This is a genomic window from Cellulomonas wangsupingiae, assembly GCF_024508275.1.
In the GTDB taxonomy this organism is placed as follows: domain Bacteria; phylum Actinomycetota; class Actinomycetes; order Actinomycetales; family Cellulomonadaceae; genus Cellulomonas; species Cellulomonas wangsupingiae.
In genome coordinates, this window is sequence record NZ_CP101989.1 from 1,059,496 (window position 1) to 1,079,940 (window position 20,445).

Consider the following 20,445-nt stretch of genomic DNA (forward strand, 5'->3'; position numbering starts at 1 on the left):
GGCGCGGCGGTCAGGTGCCGACGACGTCGGCCGCGAGCTCGCCCGCCGCCACGCGCACGCGCAGCCGGTCGCCCGCGGTGACGTCCTGCGGGCTGCGCACGACGACACCGTCGGCGCGCTGGACGACGGCGTACCCGCGCTCGAGCGTCGCCGCGGGGGACAGCGCACGGACCTGGCCGGCCAGGCGCGCCGTGGCCGTCGCGGCCTGCGCGAGGGCGGCGTCGAGGACCGCGCGCCCACGGGCCGTCTGCCGGTGCAGCGCGTCCTCGTGCGGGCCGACCATCGTCTCGGGGCGCGCCATCACCGGCCGCGTCCGCAGGTGCGTCAGCGTCGCCTGCTCGCGGGCGATCCGGTGCGTGACCGCCGCCCGGGTGCGGCTGCGCGCCTGGACGATCCGCGCGCGCTCCTCCGTGACGTCGGGCACCACGCGCTTGGCGGCGTCCGTCGGCGTCGACGCCCGCAGGTCCGCCACGAGGTCGAGGAGCGGGGTGTCCATGTGGTGCCCGATCGCGCTGACCAGCGGCGTCCGGCACGCGGCGGCGGCCCGCACCAGGGTCTCGTTGCTGAACGGCAGCAGGTCCTCGAACGACCCGCCGCCGCGCGCCACGACGACCACCTCGACGCGCGGGTCGGCGTCGAGCTCCGCGATGGCCGCGCCCACCTCGGGCACCGCGCTCGGGCCCTGCACGGTGACCCGGCGGATCTCGAACTGCACGGCGGGCCACCGGGCGCGCGCGTTGGACACGACGTCGTGCTCGGCGTCGCCCTGCTGCGCGCACACCAGCCCGACGACGGCCGGCAGGAACGGCAGGGGTCGCTTGCGCGACTCGTCGAACAGGCCCTCGGCCGCCAGCACGCCCTTGAGGTGCTCGATGCGGGCGAGCAGCTCGCCCAGCCCCACGAGCCGGACGCGGTCCGCCGCGAACCCGAGCGTGCCCTTCTTCACCTGGTACTGCGGGCGGGCGTGCACGACGACGTGCGCACCGTCGGCGAACCGGTCGCCCAGACTCATCGCCGCCACCGCGGGCAGGGTCACCGACAGCGACATGTCGAGGTCCGTGTCGCGCAGCGTGAGGAACAGCAGCGAGTTCCACCGCCGCACGTTGAGCACCTGCCCCTCGACCCACACGGGCGGCATCCGCGCCACGTAGTCCGCGACCTTGGGCGCGAGGTGCCGCACGGGCCACGGGCGTTCGGGCGTCGTGTCGGCGGCCTTGAGCGGCAGCGGCAGGGGTGCCGCGGGCGGTGGGGCGGGTGCGCTCGTCTCGTCCTGCACGCCCCCAGCCTGCCGCACGCCCCCGACACCGCCGACCACGGGTGCGCGTCCCGGTACGTGGGACACCGTCCTCGCGAGACCGGGCTCAGGTCGCTCACGCGGTGCCATGAGCGACCTGAGCCCGGTCTCGCGGGCCGGTCTCTCACCGGTGGCGGGGGAGGGGGGTGGAGTCGTGGAGGTCGGGGCGTCGTGGGGCGGGGGAGTCGTCGGGGGCGGGGGAGTCGTGGAGGTCGGGTGACGGCGGGCTGCGCCACCGGGCCGCGCGTCGGCCCCGGCCTAGACTGGCGGGGTGACCCACGCTGCCCCGGACCCCGTCGACGCGCACGCGGACGACCTGCGCGCCACGCGCAAGCGTGTCCTGCTCGCGGCGCCCCGCGGGTACTGCGCGGGCGTCGACCGCGCGGTCGTCGCCGTCGAGAAGGCGCTCGAGCACTACGGCGCCCCGGTGTACGTCCGCAAGGAGATCGTGCACAACCGCCACGTCGTCGACACGCTCGCCGCGCGCGGCGCGGTGTTCGTCGACGAGACGGACCAGGTGCCCGAGGGTGCGCGCGTCGTGTTCTCGGCGCACGGCGTCTCGCCGGCGGTCAAGGCCTCCGCGGCGGCGCGCAACCTGCAGACGATCGACGCGACGTGCCCCCTGGTGACCAAGGTGCACAAGGAGGCCGTGCGGTTCGCCGCGGACGACTTCGACATCCTGCTCATCGGCCACGACGGCCACGAGGAGGTCGAGGGCACGCAGGGGCACGCCCCCGAGCACATCCAGGTCGTGAACTCGCCGGACGACGCGGACCACGTCGAGGTCCGCGACCCGGAGCGGGTCATGTGGATCTCGCAGACGACGCTGTCGGTGGACGAGACCATGGAGACGGTCCGCCGCCTGCGCGAGCGGTTCCCGCACCTGCAGGACCCGCCGAGCGACGACATCTGCTACGCGACGCAGAACCGCCAGGTCGCGGTCAAGAAGCTCGCGCCGGCCTGCGACGTCGTCATCACCGTGGGGTCGGCCAACTCGTCGAACTCGGTGCGCCTGGTCGAGGTCGCGCTGGACGCGGGCGCCCGCTCGTCGTACCGGGTCGACAAGGCCGCGGAGATCGACCCCGCGTGGCTCGAGGGCGCGACGACCGTCGGGGTGACCTCCGGCGCGTCGGTCCCGGAGATCCTCGTGGCGGACGTCCTGGCGCTGCTCGCCGTGCACGGCTTCGCCGACGTCGAGGAGGTCCGCACCGCGACGGAGGACCTCATGTTCTCCCTGCCGCGCGAGCTGCGTGCCGACCTCAAGGCCGCCGGCGCCCCGGCCGACCGGCCGCGTCCCGACGGCCGCCGCCGCCTGGACGTCCAGCCCGTCTGAGGCACCGGCCGCGGCCCGTCACGCGCTCGAGGCGCCCGCGTCGGGGCGTGGCCGCGCCGCCGCCTCGTCCGCGAGGGCGCGGGCGTCACGCTCGGCCGTCCGGCTCCCGAGGGCCAGGTCGTCCAACGCGACGACCTGCTCCGACACCGACGCGACCAGCTCCGGTGCGCTCAGGGCCGTCAGCCGCGGGTCGGCGGGCGCCGGCGTGGGCAGGTCGCCGTCGACGACGTGCAGGTCGGCGAACCGGCGGGCGCTGACCAGCACGCGCGACTCGAGCGAGCCGACCGCCTGGTTGTAGGCAGCGGCCGCCGCGTCGATCGACCGCCCGAGCCTGGCCAGGTGGCCGCCCATCGTCGCGAGCCGCCCGTGCAGCTCCTTGCCGAGGGTGAGCACCTGCTGCGCGTTCGCGGCGAGCGCGTCCTGCCGCCACGCGTACGCGACGGTCCGCAGCAGCGTGAGCAGGGTGACGGGCGTCGCGATGACGACGTCGCGCTCGAACGCGTACTCGATGAGCGTCGGGTCCTGCTCCGCGGCCGCGTGCAGGAAGGACTCGGCGGGGACGAACATCACGACGAACTCGGGCGCGGGGGCGAACTGGTCCCAGTAGCGCTTGGAGGCGAGGTCGTCGACGTGCTTGCGCACGTGCCGCGCGTGGGCCGCGAGCCGCTGGGCACGGACCGTCTCGTCGTCCGTCTGCGCCGCGTCGAGGAAGCCGAGGAAGGCCACCTTCGCGTCGACCACCACCTGCTTGCCGCCCGCGAGGCGCACGACCATGTCGGGCCGCTGCAGGCCGTCGTCCGTGCGTACCTGCTCCTGCTCGACGAAGTCGACGTGGGCGATCATGCCGGCGGCCTCGACCACCCGGCGCAGCTGGACCTCGCCCCACCTGCCGCGCACCTGCGACGAGCGCAGCGCGGTGACCAGCTGCGACGTCTCGCCGCGCAGCTGCTCGGACGCCGTGCGCATCGCGCGGACCTGCTCGCCGAGCGCGGCGTTGCCCTCGATGCGCGCGCGTTCCGCCTCGACCAGCTCGGAGCGCACGTGGTCCAGCGTGCGCGACAGCGGCTCGACCATCGCGCGCACGGCCTGCTCGCGCTGCGCGAGCTCGCCCACCTGCGTCTGGTGCTCGGCGGCGAGCCGCTGGTGCGCCAGGGCGAGGAACTGCTCGCTGGTCGCCGCGAGCGCCTCGTCCGCGAGGGCACGGAAGCGGTCGCCGGTGCCGGCGCGCTCCGCCTCGAGGTGCGCGCGTGCGCGTGCGGCGTCGACCTCCGCGAGCCGCACCCGCTCCTCCGCGGCGCGTGCGGCGCGGGAGGAGGCCAGCACCCACGCGACGAGGCCGCCCAGCGCGGCGCCGACGAGCAGGACGCACAGGAGCAGCGGCACGGTGCGCAGGGTCGCGTCGGGGTCCATGCGTGCAGCGTGCCAGCCGCCACCGACATCGCCGCCGCGGCCCGCGGTGCGCCGCACACCCGTCTGCGGACGGAGGGGCCGGCTCCGTCCTGCGGCCGATCCACCCCGGTTGACCAGGCCCTATCGTCGGTCGCGTGACGACGTCAGCCCCCTTCCCGCAGCCAGGCCCCGGCGACACGCCGGGGCACGCACCCGGCACGACGCCTCCCGGCACGCCGCCGCCCGTCGCGGTCGCCCCCGCGATCGCGGTGCGCGGCCTGTGGCGCCGCTTCGGCCAGAAGGTGGCCGTCGCGGGCATCGACCTGGACATCCCCGCCGGCTCGTTCTACGGCCTGGTCGGCCCCAACGGAGCAGGCAAGACGACCACGCTGTCCATGGCCACCGGCCTGCTGCGCCCCGACGCCGGGACCGTGCTCGTGCACGGCGCCGACCTGTGGGCGCAGCCCGTCGAGGTCAAGAAGACGCTCGGCGTGCTGCCCGACGGCGTGCGCCTGTTCGACCGGCTCACCGGCGCCCAGCTCGTCACCTACGCGGGTCTGCTGCAGGGGCTCGACCGGCCGACGGTCGAGCCGCGCACCCGCGACCTGCTCGCGGCCCTCGGGCTGGAGCAGGACGCCGACACGCTGGTCGTCGACTACTCCGCGGGCATGACCAAGAAGGTCGCGCTCGCGTGCGCCCTGGTGCACGCCCCGCGCGTCCTGGTGCTCGACGAGCCGTTCGAGGCGGTGGACCCGGTCTCGGCCGCGAACATCCGCGAGATCCTGCACCAGTACGTCGCCGGCGGCGGGACGGTCGTGGTGTCGTCGCACGTCATGGATCTCGTGCAGCGCATGTGCGACCACGTCGCGGTCATCGCCGAGGGCCACGTGCTCGCGGCGGGCACCGTCGACGAGGTGCGCGCGGGCCGTTCCTTGGAGGAGCGTTTCGTCGAGATGGTCGGCGGCCGGATCACGGGGGAGGGCATCGCGTGGTTGCGCACCTCGTCCGACTGAAGCTCATGCTGCTGCGCAACGCCCTGCGCCGCAGCGCCTGGCAGGTCGTGGGCGTCGTCGTGGGCGCGCTGTACGGGCTGTCCGTGCTGCTGGCGGCCGTCGTGGGGCTCGTGGCCCTCGGCTTCGTCGACGTCGCGGTCCGCTCGGACGTCCTCGTCGCCGTCGGGTCCGTGGTCGTCCTGGGCTGGTGGGTCGTGCCGCTCCTGGCGTTCGGCGTCGACTCCACCCTCGACCCCCGGCGTTTCGTCACCTTCGGCGTCCCGCGCCGCGACCTGCTCGTCGGGCTCACGCTCGCGGGCCTGATCGGCATCCCCGGGATCGTCACCACGGTCAGCGCCCTGGCCATGCCGCTGTCGTGGTGGCGCGAGCCGGCCGCGGCGCTCGCCGCCCTCGTCGGCGGCGTGCTCGCGGTGCTGGCGTGCACCATCGGTGCCCGCGCCACGACGACGGCGCTGGCGCCGCTCATCGGCCGACGCCGGGTCCGGGAGGTCGTCGCGGCGCTCGCGATCCTCCCCGTGATGTTCATCGGCCCGATCCTCAACACCGTCGCCGACCAGGCCTCGGCCGTCGACGGGCTGGGGTCCGTGGCACGCGTCCTGTCGTGGACGCCGCCGGGTGCTCCGTGGGCGCTCGCACCGGCCGTGGCCGTCGGCGACTGGGCGGGTGCGCTGGCCCGGCTGGTCATCGCGGTGGCGACCGTCGCGCTCGCGCTCCGCGTGTGGTCGTGGGCGCTGGACCGCACGCTGACCGAGCCGGTCAGCGCGGGCGGTGACGCGCGCGCCCGCGGGCTGGGGTGGTTCGGCCGGGTGCCCGCCACCCCGACCGGGGCCGTGGCCGCGCGCGCCGTCACGTACTGGATGCGCGACCCGCGGTACTCGATCGCCGTGGCGGTCGTGCCGGTGCTGCCCGTGTTGCTGGCGTTCGCGGCGCCCGGCGGCGAGCTCGTGCTCATCGCCGGCCCCGTGGCGGCGTTCATGATCGGCTGGAGCATCTCGGCGGACGTCGCGTACGACGGCACGGCGTTCTGGACCCACCTGGCGGCGCCGCTGCGCGGGGTGGCCGACCGGTGGGGGCGGGTGGTCGTGGCGGGCGCCGTCGGGCTGTTCGCGACGGTCGTGCTGGTGGTCTCCACCGCCTGGTACGCCGACCGCTGGGACGCGGTGCCCGCGCTGCTGGGCGCGGGTCTCGGCCTGCTGCTGACGGCCCTCGGCGGTGCCAGCGTGGTGTCGGCCGCCTTCGTGTACCCGGTGCAGCTGCCGGGGGAGAACCCGTTCGCCAGCAAGCAGGGTGCGGGCTCGGCCGCCTTCACGTCGCAGATGGTGGGGTCCCTGGCGGTCGGCCTGCTGGCCTCGCCGACCCTGATCCTCGCCGGGCTCGGCGTGGGGCGCGGGTCGGCGCCGTTCGGCTGGGCCGCGCTCGGCGTGGGGGTCGTCCTGGGGGTGGTCGTGCTCCTGGTCGGCGTGCGGCTCGGCGGCTCGATGCTCGACCGACGGGGGCCGGACCTGCTGCAGCGCATGCGGGCGTTCGCCTGACGCACGCGGCGCCGGGGCAGCCCGGCGCCGCGGCGGCGACCCCGGCGGCAGGAGGACCCTCCGACGCTGCGTAGACTCGACGCCCGTGGCTCTCACGATCGGCATCGTCGGCCTGCCCAACGTCGGCAAGTCCACCCTCTTCAACGCGCTCACCCGCGCGCAGGTCCTCGCGGCGAACTACCCGTTCGCGACGATCGAGCCGAACGTGGGCGTCGTCCCGCTGCCGGACCCGCGCCTGGAGACGCTCGCCAAGATCTTCGGCTCCGAGCGGATCCTGCCGGCGACGGTGTCGTTCGTCGACATCGCCGGCATCGTCAAGGGTGCGAGCGAGGGCGAGGGCCTGGGCAACAAGTTCCTGGCCAACATCCGGGAGGCCGACGCGATCTGCCAGGTGACGCGCGCGTTCGCCGACCCGGACGTCGTGCACGTCAGCGGCAGGGTGGACCCCGAGGGCGACATCGAGATCATCGCGACCGAGCTGGTCCTGGCCGACCTGCAGACCCTCGAGAACGCGATCCCGCGCCTCGAGAAGGAGGTCCGCGGCAAGAAGACGGCCCCCGAGGTGCTCGACGCGGCGAAGCGCGCGTACGCGGTGCTGGAGACCGGGCAGACCCTGTTCGCGGCCGGTCTGGCAGACGACGAGCACGTGCGCGCGCTGCAGCTCATGACGGCCAAGCCGTTCATCTACGTCTTCAACACCGACGACGCCGGCCTGGCCGACACCGCGATGCAGGAGCGGCTGCGCGCCCTGGTCGCGCCGGCCGACGCGATCTTCCTCGACGCGAAGTTCGAGTCGGAGCTGGTGGAGCTCGACGAGGACGAGGCGCGCGAGATGCTCGAGGCCAACGGCCAGGAGGAGTCCGGTCTGGACCAGCTGGCCCGCGTCGGCTTCCACACCCTCGGCCTGCAGACCTACCTGACGGCCGGCCCCAAGGAGTCGCGCGCCTGGACGATCCGCCAGGGCTGGACGGCACCGCAGGCCGCGGGCGTCATCCACACGGACTTCCAGAAGGGTTTCATCAAGGCCGAGGTCATCTCGTTCGACGACCTCGTCGAGACGGGCTCCGTCGCCGCCGCGCGCGCCGCCGGCAAGGCGCGCATCGAGGGCAAGGACTACGTCATGCACGACGGCGACGTGGTGGAGTTCCGCTTCAACGTCTGATCGCCGTTCGCGGGGCACGGCCGCCGCGGTCGGCGCCCCGGCGGCAGACCAGTGGTCGGTCGGGTGCTCACCCATGTGACCACTGGTCAGCCGGGGGCGGGGACGTCGGCGTGTCGGGCGCCCACGTGACCAGTGGTCGGTCGGGTGGACGTCCGGGTGACCAGTGGTCAGCTGGGGTGGGCACGGCGTCGCTGAGCGTCACCACCGTGCCACGCCCTGCCCGCGGCTCGACGCGCGCGCGGCGCCCACCCGCGCCACCATGTCGTCATGGTGACGACGCTCACAGGGCAGGAGATCGCGGAGGCCGGTCTGGACGGCTGGGTCCACCTGAGCGACGGGCTGCGCACGCGGGTCGCCACCGGTGACTTCGGGGCCGGGCTGGCGCTGGTCCAGGCGATCGGCGCGGCCGCGCAGGAGGCCGACCACCACCCCGACGTGGACCTGCGGTACGGCCACGTGGACGTGCGGCTGATCAGCCACGACGCCGGCGGCATCACGCAGCGCGACGTGGACCTCGCGCGCACGGTCACCGACCTCGCGCAGCGGGCGGGGCTGGCCCCGGACGGCCGCGACCTGCAGAGCCTCGAGCTGGCCCTCGACTCGCCGGACGCCGCGGCCGTGCTGCCGTTCTGGGGGGCCTTCCTGGGGTACGAGCGCCGGCCGGGCGCGGACGACGAGGTCCGCGACCCGGCCGGTGGGCACCCGCCCGTCTGGTTCCAGGCGTCGGGCTCGCAGGAGCCGCGCCAGCGCTGGCACCTCGACGTGTGGGTCGACCCGTCGCAGGCGCAGGCCCGCGTCGACGCGGCGGTCGCGGCCGGGGGCACCGTGGTGGACGCCGGGGAGGCCCCGAGCTACTGGGTGCTGGCCGACCGCCAGGGCAACAGGTCCTGCATCTGCACCTGGCAGGAGCGGTCGGGGTGACGCGGACGTCGGCCCCGGGGCGTCCGCCATAGCAGACGGGCGGGCTGCGCGCGCTGCCGATATCGTCAGGACCACCCGAACGTGGGATGTGTCCGCGCGGTTACGCGTCGGTTTCCGGTCGTCGCATCTCGGATACTGGACAGTACTGACCAGTATCAATAAGGTAACGATCGACATGGGCACGCGTCCATGTCTCGTTTGTCCCGTCCCCCGGGTCTAGCGTGGCCACACTTCCGGCGGGCGAGCGCGCCCCGGCCCATCCCGTGAGTCCACGGGGGGTTCGCGCGGCCACGCCCACCACGTCTCAGGAGGAACATTGAGGATCACACGCAAGGCTGTCCTCGCGTCGGTCGCGACGGTCAGTGTCCTGGCGCTCGCGGCCTGCTCGGGCTCCGAGGGCGACACGAGCACCGACGACGACAACGCGGGCATCAGCACCGACACCGCGCTCAACATCGCCTGGAACCAGCCGATGTCGTCGTTCAACGGCGACAGCATCACGGGCAACGCCACGGCGAACAACATCATCACGTACATGGCGAACTCGCGGTTCAACGACTACAACTCGGACCTCGAGCTCGTCATCGACGAGTCCTGGGGCACCTACGAGGTCGTCTCCGAGGACCCGCTGAGCATCAAGTACACCTACGCCGACACGGCGAAGTGGTCGGACGGTGTCGCCGGCAGCCCTGCAGACCTCCTCCTCGAGTGGGCAGCGCAGAGCGGCAAGTTCAACAACGTCGAGCCCGAGCTCGACGCCGAGGGCAACGTCGTCAACCAGGAGGCCGTCGACGCCGGCATCTACTTCGACGCCGCGAACCCCGCCGTCGCGCTGATCACCGAGACGCCGGAGATCGAGGACGACTCGATCACGCTCGTCTACTCCAAGCCCTACGCGGACTGGGCGACGGCGCTCGACAACAACCTGCCCGCGCACATCGTCGCGCAGCGTGCCCTCGGCATCGAGGACCCGCAGGAGGCGACCGACGCGCTCGTCAAGGCCATCCAGGACGAGGACCCCGCCGCGCTGTCCAAGATCGCCAAGGTCTGGAGCGACGACTGGAACTTCGCGTCCCTGCCGGACGACCCGCAGCTGCTGGTCACCTCCGGCCCGTACACGATCACGGAGTTCAAGGAGGAGCAGTACCTCACGCTCACCGCGAACCCCGACTACGAGGGTGACAAGAAGGCCGTCTTCGACAAGGTCACCATCCGTTACAACGGTGACCCGATGGGCCAGGTCCAGGCGCTGCAGAACGGTGAGGTCGACCTCATCAGCCCGCAGTCCACGGCCGACGTCCTGACCGCGCTCGAGGCGATCGACACGCTCGAGGTCGAGACCAACGTCGAGGGCACCTACGAGCACGTCGACATGCAGCAGGCCAACGGTGGTCCGTTCGACCCCGCGACCTACGGTGGCGACGCCGAGAAGGCCAAGAAGGTCCGCCAGGCGTTCCTCAAGACGATCCCGCGCGAGCGCATCGTCACCGACCTCGTGTCGCCGCTCAACCCCGACGCCGAGGTCCGCAACTCCTACACGCAGGTCCCCGGCTCGCCGATGTACGACGGCATCGCCGAGATGAACGGCCAGCAGGAGGCCTACGGCGAGGTCGACATCGACGGTGCCAAGGCGCTGCTCGCCGAGGTCGGCGTGCCGGCCGTCCAGGTCCGGATGCTCTTCGACCCGAACAACACGCGTCGCGTGAACCAGTTCGAGATCATCAAGGGTTCGGCCGCCGAGGCCGGGTTCGACGTGGTCCCGTACACGGTCCAGACCGACTGGGGCACCGACCTGTCGAACGCGACGTCGTTCTACGACGCGGCGCTCTTCGGCTGGCAGTCCACCTCGACCGCCGTGACGGAGCCGGACGCGAACTTCCGCACCGGCGCCACGAACAACTACTACGGGTACTCCAACCCCGAGGTGGACGCGCTGTTCGACGAGCTGCAGACGGAGACGGACGCAGCCGAGCAGGAGCGCATCCTGGGCGACGTCGAGAAGCACCTGGTGGACGACGCCTTCGGCGTGACGATCTTCCAGCACCCGGGCATCACCGCCTACAACCCGGAGAAGATCGGCAACGTCCAGAAGCTGGGCATCGCGCCGACCATCTTCTACGGCTTCTGGGAGTGGACCGCAGGGGACGCCGCTTCCGAGTGACGTCGACGGCCCCGGCGTGCGACGCACGCCGGGGCCTCAGACGGCGCAGACGCGCGACGAGGGCGCCGCGGCTCCAACCGCGGCGCCCTCGTCACGTGCGTGCACGCCGGCGCGCACCTGCACCGTGACCACGCCCACGGGACGTCCGGGATACGATCCCGGACGACCGGCTTCCCGTCCTCCTTGAGGTAGCCCTCCGTGCTGAACTTCCTCATCCGCCGCATCGCGGCCGGAATCGCCACGCTCTTCGTGGCGCTCTTCCTCATGTTCCTGCTCGTCGACCGCGCGATCGACCCGCTGCAGGACCTCTTCGAGAGCACCGCTCCCAACAAGGAGCAGCTGATCGCGCAACGCATCGAGGACCTCAACCTCGACGTCAACGTGGTCCTGCGCTTCTTCGAGTGGTTCGGGAACCTGCTGACCGGCGACCTCGGTGTCGCCTGGCGCTCGGGCCGCCCCGTGAGCGACATCCTCGTCAGCGCCTTCGGCTCGACCCTCCAACTCGTCTCGGCCGCCACCGTGCTGGCCGTCGTGCTCGGCGTCTCGGTCGGCATCGTCTCGGCGCTGCGCCAGTACACCTCGTTCGACTACCTGATCATCTTCCTGTCGTTCCTGCTGTACTCCCTGCCGTCGTTCTGGGTCGCCGTGCTGCTCAAGCAGTGGGCCGCCATCGGCTTCAACGACTTCCTGCGCGACCCGGTCATCAGCTGGCCCGCCATCATCGGGGTGTCGCTGCTCGTCGGTCTGCTGTGGTCGCTCGCGATCGGCGGCAGCGCCGCGCGTCGTGCCCAGGTGTTCGGTGTCGCCGCCGCCGCCAACGTCGCGCTGCTCGCCTACATCCAGCTGACCGACTGGTGGGCGGACCCGCACATCGGGCCCGTCCTGCTCGCGGTTCTCGGCGCCGGCACGGCGTTCGGCGTGGTCGCGGTGTTCGCGGGCATGCACAACCGGCGCGCGCTGTGGACCGCGCTCACGGTCGTGGCGCTCGGCACGGTGCTGTACTTCCCGCTCCAGCAGCTGTTCAAGTCGCTCGACGTGTCGAACCTGCTGATCGTCGGCCTCGCCGTGGTCTGCCTGGTGGTCGGCTACGTCGTGGGGCGCCTGTTCGGCGGTCCCGACTGGCGGCTGTCCGCCCGCACGGGCGCCGCGGTGGCCTTCGTCATGGGCGGGCTCACCTTCGTCGACCAGGTCATGCAGGTGTGGCGCCCGTACTTCAACGCGCTCAACGGGCGCCCGATCCCGACGTTCGGCGACAGCACCCCGAACCTCGGCGGCAACTACTGGGTACAGGTCCTGGACTCCGCGACGCACCTCGTCCTGCCGACCGCGACGCTCGTGCTCATCGCCTTCGCGTCGTACACCCGCTACTCCCGCTCGAGCATGCTCGAGGTGATGAACCAGGACTACATCCGCACGGCACGCGCCAAGGGCCTGCCGGAGCGGCTGGTCGTCGTGCGGCACGGCTTCCGCAACGCGCTCATCCCGCTCGCGACGGTCGTCCCGATCGACATCATCGCGCTGCTGGGCGGCGCGATCATCACCGAGGCGGTGTTCGCACGGCCCGGCATGGGGCAGATGTTCGTGCGGTCGCTGACCGACGCGGAGATCGAGCCGGTCATGGCCTACCTGCTCGTCACCGCGAGCCTCGCCATCCTCGCCAACATCATCGCGGACATCGTGTACGCGACGATCGACCCCCGGATCCGGTTGGACGCATGAGCACCCCGATGACACCCCCGAGCGACGCCGCCGACGAGCACGTCGAGAACGAGATCGAGCTCAAGGAGGTCGCGGGTCTGTCCCAGGGGCAGATCGTGCGGCGGCGGTTCTTCCGGCACAAGGGCGCGATCCTCGGGCTCCTGGTGCTGGGCACCACGGCCCTGCTCGCGCTGACGTCCGTCGGCGTGGGGCCGGTGCCCGGCTGGTGGCAGTGGACGCCGTACGAGACGCCGCCGGTGCTCAACGCGGGCGGCCGGCCGACGATGTCGCTGCCGACGTGGCTGGGCGGGTCGGGCTTCGCGATCGGCGAGCACCCGTTCGGCCAGGACGAGATCGGCCGCGACATCTTCGCGCGCGTCATGGCGGGCGTGCAGACGTCCCTCATGGTGATGGTCGTCATCGGCGGCGTGGCCGCGATCGTCGGCATCCTCGTCGGTGCCGCTGCGGGCTTCGTCCGCGGGCGGACGGACACGTTCCTCATGCGCGCCACCGACCTGGTGATCACGGTCCCGACGCTCGTCATCGGCGCCGTCATCGGCAAGATCGCCGGTGGGGTCAGCGGGCTGGTGTTCGCGATCGCGATGGGCTTCATCCTGTGGACCACGCTCGCGCGACTGGTCCGCGGAGAGTTCCTCTCGCTGCGCGAGCGCGAGTTCGTCGACGCGGCCCGCGTGGCCGGTGCCAGCAACCTGCGGATCATCTTCAAGCACATCCTGCCGAACGCGATCGGCACGGTCATCGTGTCGGTCACGCTCCTGATGAGCTCGGCGATCCTGCTCGAGACGGGCCTGTCCTTCCTCGGGTTCGGCATCCAGCCGCCCGAGGTCTCCCTCGGCCAGCTCATCAGCCAGTACCAGCAGGCGTTCGCGACGCGGCCGTGGCTGTTCTGGTGGCCGGGAATGTTCATCGTCGTCATCGCGCTGAGCATCAACTTCATCGGCGACGGCCTGCGCGACGCGTTCGACCCGCGCCAGAAGCGCATCCCCTCGGAGCGCAAGATGGCCAAGGCCATGGAGGCGGACGGGTCGGCGGCACGGGCGAACGTCACGACGGTCCGCCCCGCCGACGACGTCCGCAACGCCGGTATGGGGTCGTGAGCCCGGTGCGTCCGGGCGTCGGCCGCTCAGGCCGCGACGAGCACGACCGCGGTGAGCGCGGCCAGCACCCCCACCGCCCCCACGGTGCCGACGTGCACCTGGCGCGTGGTGGTCAGGCCCTGCTCGACGCGGACCCGCTGCGCACCGTCGAGGTACCCGGCGCGCACCAGCGCGTCGTGCCGGGCCTCGATCGCGGCGCCGACGGACTCGGCCGTCGCCCGCAGGGAGCGCACGGTACGGCCGTCCGGTGGCACGGTCGCGGCGGCCCGCGGGTCGGCGGGCTCACCACGGCGCAGCCGACGTGCGGTGGAGCTGGCGCGGGGAGCGGCGAACGCGGTGACGTCACCGTCGGTCGTCCGCACCACGAGGGACCAGCCGTAGTCGACGTCGCGGTACGTCGGCCACGGGATGCGCACGGTGCTCAGCACGTTGCGCACGACCACCTCGCCGTCGGACACCTCGACGCCGGGACGCCAGAACATCGCCCAGACCACGGCGACGACCAGGGCGACCGGCGGCAGCGCGCGCAGCGCCTCACCGGCCCCGTCCTGCATCGTGACCGACCCCAGGGCCAGGAGCCCGATGGCCGCACCCGCGACCGTCAGACCCCGCCCGTACCCCGACGTGAACTCCTGCGTGGCACCCACGTGACCATGCTCGCAGACCGGCACGCCGCCACCGTCCCCTCCGGGGCGGCGCGGGTGCAGGAAGGACGCTGAACGGTGGCCATCGACACGCCTCCCGTCCCCACCCGTACCGACGAGCCCGTGCTGTCCGTGCGGGACCTGTGCGTCGACTTCTACGTCGACGGCACGTGGTACCCCGCCGCGGTCGACGTCAGCTACGACGTGCGCCCCGGTGAGGTGCTCGCGATCGTCGGCGAGTCCGGCTCGGGCAAGACCCAGTCCTCGATGGCGCTGCTCGGCCTGCTGCCCGCCAACGGGCGGGCCCGCGGCTCCGCGAAGCTGGACGACCGCGAGCTCGTCGGGATGCCGACGAGCCGCCTGCGTCGCATCCGCGGGCGCGAGATCGCGGTGATCTTCCAGGAGCCGATGACGGCGTTGAACCCGGTGTTCACCATCGGGTACCAGATCGTCGAGACGCTGCGCGCGCACTTCGAGATCGGCCCGGCCGAGGCGCGGGAGCGGGCGGTCGAGCTGCTGCGGCTCGTCGACCTGCCGGACCCGGAGAAGCGCGTCGACTCCTACCCCCACCAGCTGTCGGGCGGGCAGCGGCAGCGCGCGATGATCGCGCAGGCGCTGGCGTGCGACCCCAAGCTGCTCATCGCGGACGAGCCGACCACCGCGCTCGACGTGACGGTCCAGGCCGAGATCCTCAAGCTCATGCGTGACCTGCGCGAGCGCATCGACGCCGGCATCGTGCTCATCACGCACGACATGGGCGTGGTCGCCGACATGGCGGACAAGATCATCGTCATGAAGGACGGTCGCATCGTCGACCAGGGCCAGGCGCTGGACGTCTTCAGCAACCCGCAGCACCCGTACACGGTCAAGCTGCTCGACGCGGTCCCGCACCTGGGCCGGGGCGCCGAGGCGTACGCCCGGCGGGACGCGACCACGACGAGCCCGGTCGACGCACCCGTGGCCACGGCGGACGCCGACGAGCAGCTCGCGCTCGACGCGAAGGACGTCGTCATCGAGTACCCCGGACGGCGGCGCACGCCGACGTTCCGGGCGGTCGACGGCGTGTCCCTGCAGATCCGCCAGGGGGAGGTCGTCGGCCTGGTCGGCGAGTCGGGCTCCGGCAAGACCACCATCGGCCGCGCCGTCGTCGGGCTGCTGCCCGTGACGAGCGGGTCCCTGAAGATCGTCGGCCACGACATGGTCGGCGCGTCGATGAAGGACCTCAAGCCGCTGCGGACCAAGGTCGGCATCGTCTTCCAGGACCCGGGCTCGTCGCTGAACCCCCGCCTGCCGATCGGCGAGTCGATCGCCGAGCCCTTGCTGCTGCACCGCGGGGTCAAGGGCGCGGCCCTGCAGCGCGAGATCGAGCGGCTGCTGGACCAGGTGCGCCTGCCGCGCGCGATGCGCAACCGCTACCCGCACGAGCTGTCGGGCGGTCAGCGTCAGCGCGTCGGCATCGCCCGGTCGCTGGCCCTGGAGCCGCGCCTGCTCGTCGCCGACGAGCCGACGTCGGCGCTCGACGTGTCCGTGCAGGCGGCGGTGCTCGAGCTGTTCCAGGACCTGCAGCGTGAGCACGGGTTCGCGTGCCTGTTCATCAGCCACGACCTCGCGGTCGTCGAGATCCTGGCGGACCGCATCGCGGTCATGCGCAGCGGCCGCCTCGTCGAGGTGGGCGAGGCGGCGCAGGTCGTCCACGCCCCGCGGGACCCGTACACGCAGCGACTCATCGCCGCGGTGCCCGTGCCGGACCCGGAGGCGCAGCGCGAGCGGCGCGTCGCCCGGGACGCCCTGCTCGAGTCCCAGCGCGCGGAGCTCGAGGCGGAGGAGGCGCAGCACGCGGCCGACGCCGCCCGTCACGAGGCCGTCGCGATCGGCGAGGTCGACAACGAGCGGACCACGCGTCCGGGCGTCTGAGTCCACGCGCTGCGCACGCACGACGCCCGGTCACCCACGGTGGCCGGGCGTCGTGCGTGCCCGGCCGTCCATCTGCCCGACGCGGGCCGCCCGGTGTGCGGCGCCTCGGGCGGGTGCGACCAGATCGGGCGGTTCGGGGCTCTCGTGGGGTTAAGTCCGCGCGTCCGCGCGTCGATGCACGGGTGGGCGTGGCAGGGTCCCCGTCGGGCCAGGACGGTGGGACCGCGGGTGCGGGCGTGGGAGGCGGAACGGTGACGGGGACGACGGTGGGGCGGACGACGGTGGCGCGTGGGGCGGGGGAGCGAGCGACCGTGCGTGGCAGGCGACGTCGCGGGGGTGGCGTCGTCGCGGTGGCGGCGGCCGCTGCCCTGGCGGTCACGACGACGGCCTGCACGGCGACGCCCCCGGACCCCGCACGCGCCGGCACGGTCGTCGTCTCGAGCGACCTGCCGTTCGCGTCGCTGAACGGCGCGACCGCCGCGGGCCGGGCGCCCGGCAGCGTCCTGGTCCGAGGGCTCGTGCAGTCGGGCTTCACGACGCTCGCGGACGACGGCACGGTCGACGGCGACGCGTCCTTCGGCACGGTCGAGAAGGTGGCGGACGCGCCGCTCACCGTGCGCTACACGATCGCACCGACCGCCACGTGGTCGGACGGCGTCCCCGTGACGCCGGCGGACCTGCTGCTGGAGTGGGCGGCCCGCAGCGGTCAGCTCGACGAGGTGGTGCCCGAGCTCGACGCGGACGGCGAGCCCGTGGGGGACCTCGGTGACGTGGTCGCGTTCGGTGCGACGTCCGCTGCGCTCGCGCGCGCGTCGGCCGTCCCCGTGGTCGACGGTGCGACGGTCACCGTCGTCTACGACTCGCCCGTCGCGGACTGGCACGTCGCGCTCGACGTCAACCTGCCGGCGCACGTCGTCGGGCGGCTCGCGCTCGACCCGCAGGCGCCGTCGTTCCCCGCCACGACGCCCACGCCGTCCCAGGGCACGACGCCCACGCCGTCGGGCGGGGCCACGACCGCGGCCACGACCTCCGCCGACGCGACGGCCGCGCCGTCCCCCGACGCGACGGCCGGTGAGCCGGACGCGGCAGCCGCCGCGCGGTGGGCGGACGCGGTCGTCACGGCCGTGCAGCAGCAGGACCGTGCCTCCCTCGTGCCCGTCTCGCGGGTGTGGCGGTCGGCCGGGCGCGCCGGTGACGTCGCCGCGGACCCCACGCTCACGACGACGACGGGACCGTACGTGCTGGCACGCGTGGACGGCGACGGCGTCGAGGCGGTCCGCAACGACGCGTACACGGGTGACCGCCCGGCGGCCTTCGACCGGGTGCGCGTCCGCACGGACCTCGACCCGCTCGCCCAGGTCGAGGCCCTGGCCGACGACGAGCTCGACGTCGCCGCACCGGTGAGCACGCCCGACGTCCTCACGGCGGCGACCGAGCTCGAGGGCGTGACGGTGTCGACGGGTGGTGACGCGGTGCTGCAGGTCGTCCTGCAGGAGGCCGGGGGCGGCCTGTTCGACCCCGCCGCGCACGCCTCGGCCCCCGACCCGGCCGCGGCGGCGGCCGAGCTGCGGACGGCGTTCCTGGCGAGCGTGCGGCGCGACGAGGCGGTACGTCACGCGGTCGGCATGCTGTGGGCCGAGGCCGAGGTGTCCGACGTCGTCGCGGCGCAGGTCGGCCCGCAGGCGCCGGCCGTCGAGGACCCGACCGCAGCGGACCCGCCCGACGGACCCGGTGACGACGGCCCGCTCACGGTGCGCGTGCTCACCAACCTCGGTGACCCGGTCCGGGCAGCCGTGGTCGGTGGCCTCGTCGACGCCGGTGCCGCGGCCGGCTTCACGGTCGTCCCCGTCGAGGTCGACGACCCCGCGCGGGCGTTGCGCGCGGCCCCGCAGGACTGGGACGCCGCCCTCGTCCCCGTCGCGCAGGAGGACCTCCCCGTCGCCGGCCTCGCCGCGCGCTGGCGCACCGGCGGCGCCACGAACGTGACGGGGCACACCGACCCCGCCCTCGACGCGGTGCTCGACGCGCTCGTGGCGCAGCCCGACCCGCAGGCCGCGGCGCAGGGGGTGACGCAGGCCGCCGAGGCCCTGGTGACCTGGGGCGCCGTGCTGCCGGTCGCGCGCACGCCCGTCCTCACGGTGTCCGCCGCACGGGACGCCGAGGACGACGACGGCCTGCCCGTGGTGGGCGACGTGCCGGTGCTGACGCCGTCTGCGGCGGACCTCACATGGTGGTGGGGCTGGACGCGGCGGTAGGATGGGACGCTGCGCCGACGCCTCGGCGAGCCCCCCGTCACCTGAGATGAGTACCCGTATGCCCGCAACCGACCAGGCCACCGGCGCCGCCGTGCGCTCCGACCTGCGCAACGTCGCCATCGTCGCGCACGTCGACCACGGCAAGACGACCCTCGTCGACGCGATGCTCTGGCAGTCCGGCGCGTTCGGCGCGCACGACCACGTCGACGAGCGTGCGATGGACTCCGGTGACCTCGAGCGGGAGAAGGGCATCACCATCCTCGCGAAGAACACCACGGTGCACTACGCGGGACCCGCCGCGGCCGCGGTGGGGCAGCCCGACGGCGTGACGATCAACGTCATCGACACCCCGGGCCACGCGGACTTCGGCGGGGAGGTCGAGCGCGGTCTGTCCATGGTGGACGGCGTCGTGCTGCTCGTCGACGCCTCGGAGGGCCCGCTGCCGCAGACGCGCTTCGTGCTGCGCAAGGCGCTCGAGGCGAAGCTCCCGGTGATCCTCGTGGTCAACAAGGTCGACCGCCCCGACGCCCGCATCGCGGAGGTCGTCGCCGAGGCGACGGACCTGCTGCTGGGCCTCGCGTCGGACCTGCACGAGGACGTCCCGGACCTGGACCTCGACGCGATCCTCGACGTGCCCGTCGTCTACGCGGCCGCCAAGGTCGGCAAGGCCTCGCGCACGCAGCCGGCCGACGGCGACATGCCGGACAGCCCGGACCTCGAGCCGCTGTTCGCGACGATCCTCGAGAAGATCCCCGCGCCGACGTACGACCCGACCGCGCCGCTGCAGGCGCACGTCACCAACCTCGACGCGTCGCCGTTCCTCGGCCGCCTCGCGCTGCTGCGCATGTACAACGGCACGCTGCGCAAGGGGCAGACGGTCGCGTGGGCACGCCACGACGGCACGCTGCAGAACGTCCGCATCACCGAGCTGCTCGAGACCAAGGCGCTCGACCGCGTGCCGACCGACGAGGCCCGGCCCGGCGACATCGTCGCGGTCGCCGGCATCGAGGACATCACGATCGGCGAGACGCTGACGGACCCGGACGACCCGCGGCCGCTGCCGCTCATCACGGTCGACGACCCGGCGATCTCGATGACCATCGGCATCAACACCTCGCCGCTGGCCGGCAAGGGCGGCAAGGGCCACAAGGTCACGGCCCGTCAGGTCAAGGACCGCCTGGACCGCGAGCTCATCGGCAACGTGTCGCTGCGCGTGCTGCCCACCGAGCGTCCCGACGCGTGGGAGGTGCAGGGCCGCGGTGAGCTGGCCCTGGCGATCCTCGTCGAGCAGATGCGCCGCGAGGGCTTCGAGCTGACGGTCGGCAAGCCGCAGGTCGTCACCAAGATGGTCGACGGCAAGGTCCACGAGCCGACCGAGCGCATGACGATCGACGTGCCCGAGGAGTACCTGGGCTCGGTCACGCAGCTGCTCGCGCAGCGCAAGGGCCGCATGCAGACGATGAGCAACCACGGCACCGGCTGGGTGCGCATGGAGTTCATCGTCCCCGCGCGCGGGCTCATCGGGTTCCGCACGCGGTTCCTCACGGACACGCGCGGAACGGGCATCGCGTCGTCCATCGCCGAGGGCTTCGAGCCGTGGGCCGGCCCGATCGAGACCCGCGTCAACGGCTCGCTCGTCGCGGACCGCTCGGGCGTCGCGACGCCGTTCGCGATGCTCAACCTGCAGGACCGCGGCACGTTCTTCGTCGAGGCGACCTCCGAGGTGTACGAGGGCATGGTCGTCGGCGAGAACGCGCGCAACGAGGACATGGACGTCAACATCACCAAGGAGAAGAAGCTCAACAACATCCGCTCGTCGACGTCCGAGTCGTTCGAGAACGTGGTGCCGCCGCGCAAGCTGACGCTCGAGGAGTCCCTCGAGTTCGCGCGCGAGGACGAGTGCGTCGAGGTCACCCCCGAGGTCGTCCGCATCCGCAAGGTGGTGCTGGACCAGACCGAGCGGGCGCGCCAGACGGCACGCAACAAGCGCTCCTGACCCGCGGACGACGAC

14 protein-coding genes are annotated in these 20,445 nt (G+C 73.2%); 11 read left to right on the plus strand and 3 right to left on the minus strand.

Annotation, left to right across the window (positions count from 1 at the left end):
* Window positions 1-10 precede the first annotated feature (10 nt).
* A complete protein-coding gene (gene xseA / locus NP075_RS04985) occupies window positions 11-1,276 on the minus strand; it encodes an exodeoxyribonuclease VII large subunit (RefSeq protein WP_227564202.1) in 1,266 nt (421 codons plus the stop codon).
* 289 nt (window positions 1,277-1,565) lie between these two features.
* Here xseA and NP075_RS04990 point away from each other — a divergent pair, with 289 nt between their 5' ends.
* Window positions 1,566-2,627 (plus strand): 4-hydroxy-3-methylbut-2-enyl diphosphate reductase, encoded by a 1,062-nt coding sequence (locus NP075_RS04990; protein WP_227564203.1) that lies wholly within the window; start codon window positions 1,566-1,568, stop codon window positions 2,625-2,627.
* 18 nt (window positions 2,628-2,645) lie between these two features.
* Here the strand turns inward: NP075_RS04990 and NP075_RS04995 are convergent, their stop codons facing one another.
* Complete coding sequence (locus NP075_RS04995; protein ID WP_227564204.1) at window positions 2,646-4,037, minus strand: DNA recombination protein RmuC; 1,392 nt, start codon at window positions 4,035-4,037, stop codon at window positions 2,646-2,648.
* A 134-nt stretch (window positions 4,038-4,171) separates the two neighbouring features.
* On the opposite strand from NP075_RS04995, the gene NP075_RS05000 reads away from it, so the two are divergent.
* From NP075_RS05000 to NP075_RS05030, 7 genes are all read left to right on the plus strand, one after another.
* Window positions 4,172-5,029, plus strand: a complete 858-nt coding sequence (locus NP075_RS05000) for an ABC transporter ATP-binding protein (RefSeq protein WP_372456701.1) — start codon at window positions 4,172-4,174, stop codon at window positions 5,027-5,029.
* Window positions 5,005-6,561, plus strand: coding sequence for a hypothetical protein (locus tag NP075_RS05005; protein WP_227564205.1), 1,557 nt, complete (start codon window positions 5,005-5,007; stop codon window positions 6,559-6,561). Before NP075_RS05000 ends, NP075_RS05005 begins: the two co-directional genes overlap by 25 nt.
* Window positions 6,562-6,646: 85 nt before the next feature.
* On the plus strand, window positions 6,647-7,723 hold the full coding sequence (ychF, locus tag NP075_RS05010; RefSeq protein ID WP_227564206.1) for a redox-regulated ATPase YchF: 1,077 nt from the start codon (window positions 6,647-6,649) through the stop codon (window positions 7,721-7,723).
* A 267-nt stretch (window positions 7,724-7,990) separates the two neighbouring features.
* Complete coding sequence (locus NP075_RS05015; protein ID WP_227564207.1) at window positions 7,991-8,644, plus strand: 4a-hydroxytetrahydrobiopterin dehydratase; 654 nt, start codon at window positions 7,991-7,993, stop codon at window positions 8,642-8,644.
* 316 nt (window positions 8,645-8,960) lie between these two features.
* On the plus strand, window positions 8,961-10,805 hold the full coding sequence (locus NP075_RS05020) for an ABC transporter family substrate-binding protein (protein ID WP_227564208.1): 1,845 nt from the start codon (window positions 8,961-8,963) through the stop codon (window positions 10,803-10,805).
* A gap of 198 nt (window positions 10,806-11,003) precedes the next feature.
* Window positions 11,004-12,524 carry an ABC transporter permease gene (locus NP075_RS05025; protein ID WP_227564209.1) on the plus strand — a complete coding sequence of 507 codons (1,521 nt, stop codon included), beginning with the start codon at window positions 11,004-11,006 and terminating at the stop codon, window positions 12,522-12,524.
* Window positions 12,521-13,621 (plus strand): ABC transporter permease, encoded by a 1,101-nt coding sequence (locus NP075_RS05030; RefSeq protein WP_227564210.1) that lies wholly within the window; start codon window positions 12,521-12,523, stop codon window positions 13,619-13,621. The genes NP075_RS05025 and NP075_RS05030 overlap by 4 nt, the downstream gene beginning before the upstream one ends.
* Window positions 13,622-13,647: 26 nt before the next feature.
* Here the strand turns inward: NP075_RS05030 and NP075_RS05035 are convergent, their stop codons facing one another.
* Window positions 13,648-14,268: a hypothetical protein gene (locus NP075_RS05035; RefSeq protein WP_227564211.1), complete on the minus strand. Its 621-nt coding sequence runs from the start codon at window positions 14,266-14,268 to the stop codon at window positions 13,648-13,650.
* Window positions 14,269-14,343: 75 nt separating this feature from the next.
* Between NP075_RS05035 and NP075_RS05040 the strand changes: the two genes are divergently transcribed.
* The 3 genes from NP075_RS05040 (at window position 14,344) to typA (ending at window position 20,430) form a co-directional block, all read left to right on the plus strand.
* Window positions 14,344-16,179: an ABC transporter ATP-binding protein gene (locus NP075_RS05040; RefSeq protein WP_227564212.1), complete on the plus strand. Its 1,836-nt coding sequence runs from the start codon at window positions 14,344-14,346 to the stop codon at window positions 16,177-16,179.
* A 311-nt stretch (window positions 16,180-16,490) separates the two neighbouring features.
* Window positions 16,491-18,434, plus strand: coding sequence for an ABC transporter substrate-binding protein (locus NP075_RS05045; protein WP_227564213.1), 1,944 nt, complete (start codon window positions 16,491-16,493; stop codon window positions 18,432-18,434).
* Window positions 18,435-18,492: 58 nt separating this feature from the next.
* Window positions 18,493-20,430: a translational GTPase TypA gene (gene typA / locus NP075_RS05050; RefSeq protein WP_227564214.1), complete on the plus strand. Its 1,938-nt coding sequence runs from the start codon at window positions 18,493-18,495 to the stop codon at window positions 20,428-20,430.
* The last annotated feature ends 15 nt before the right edge of the window (window positions 20,431-20,445 follow it).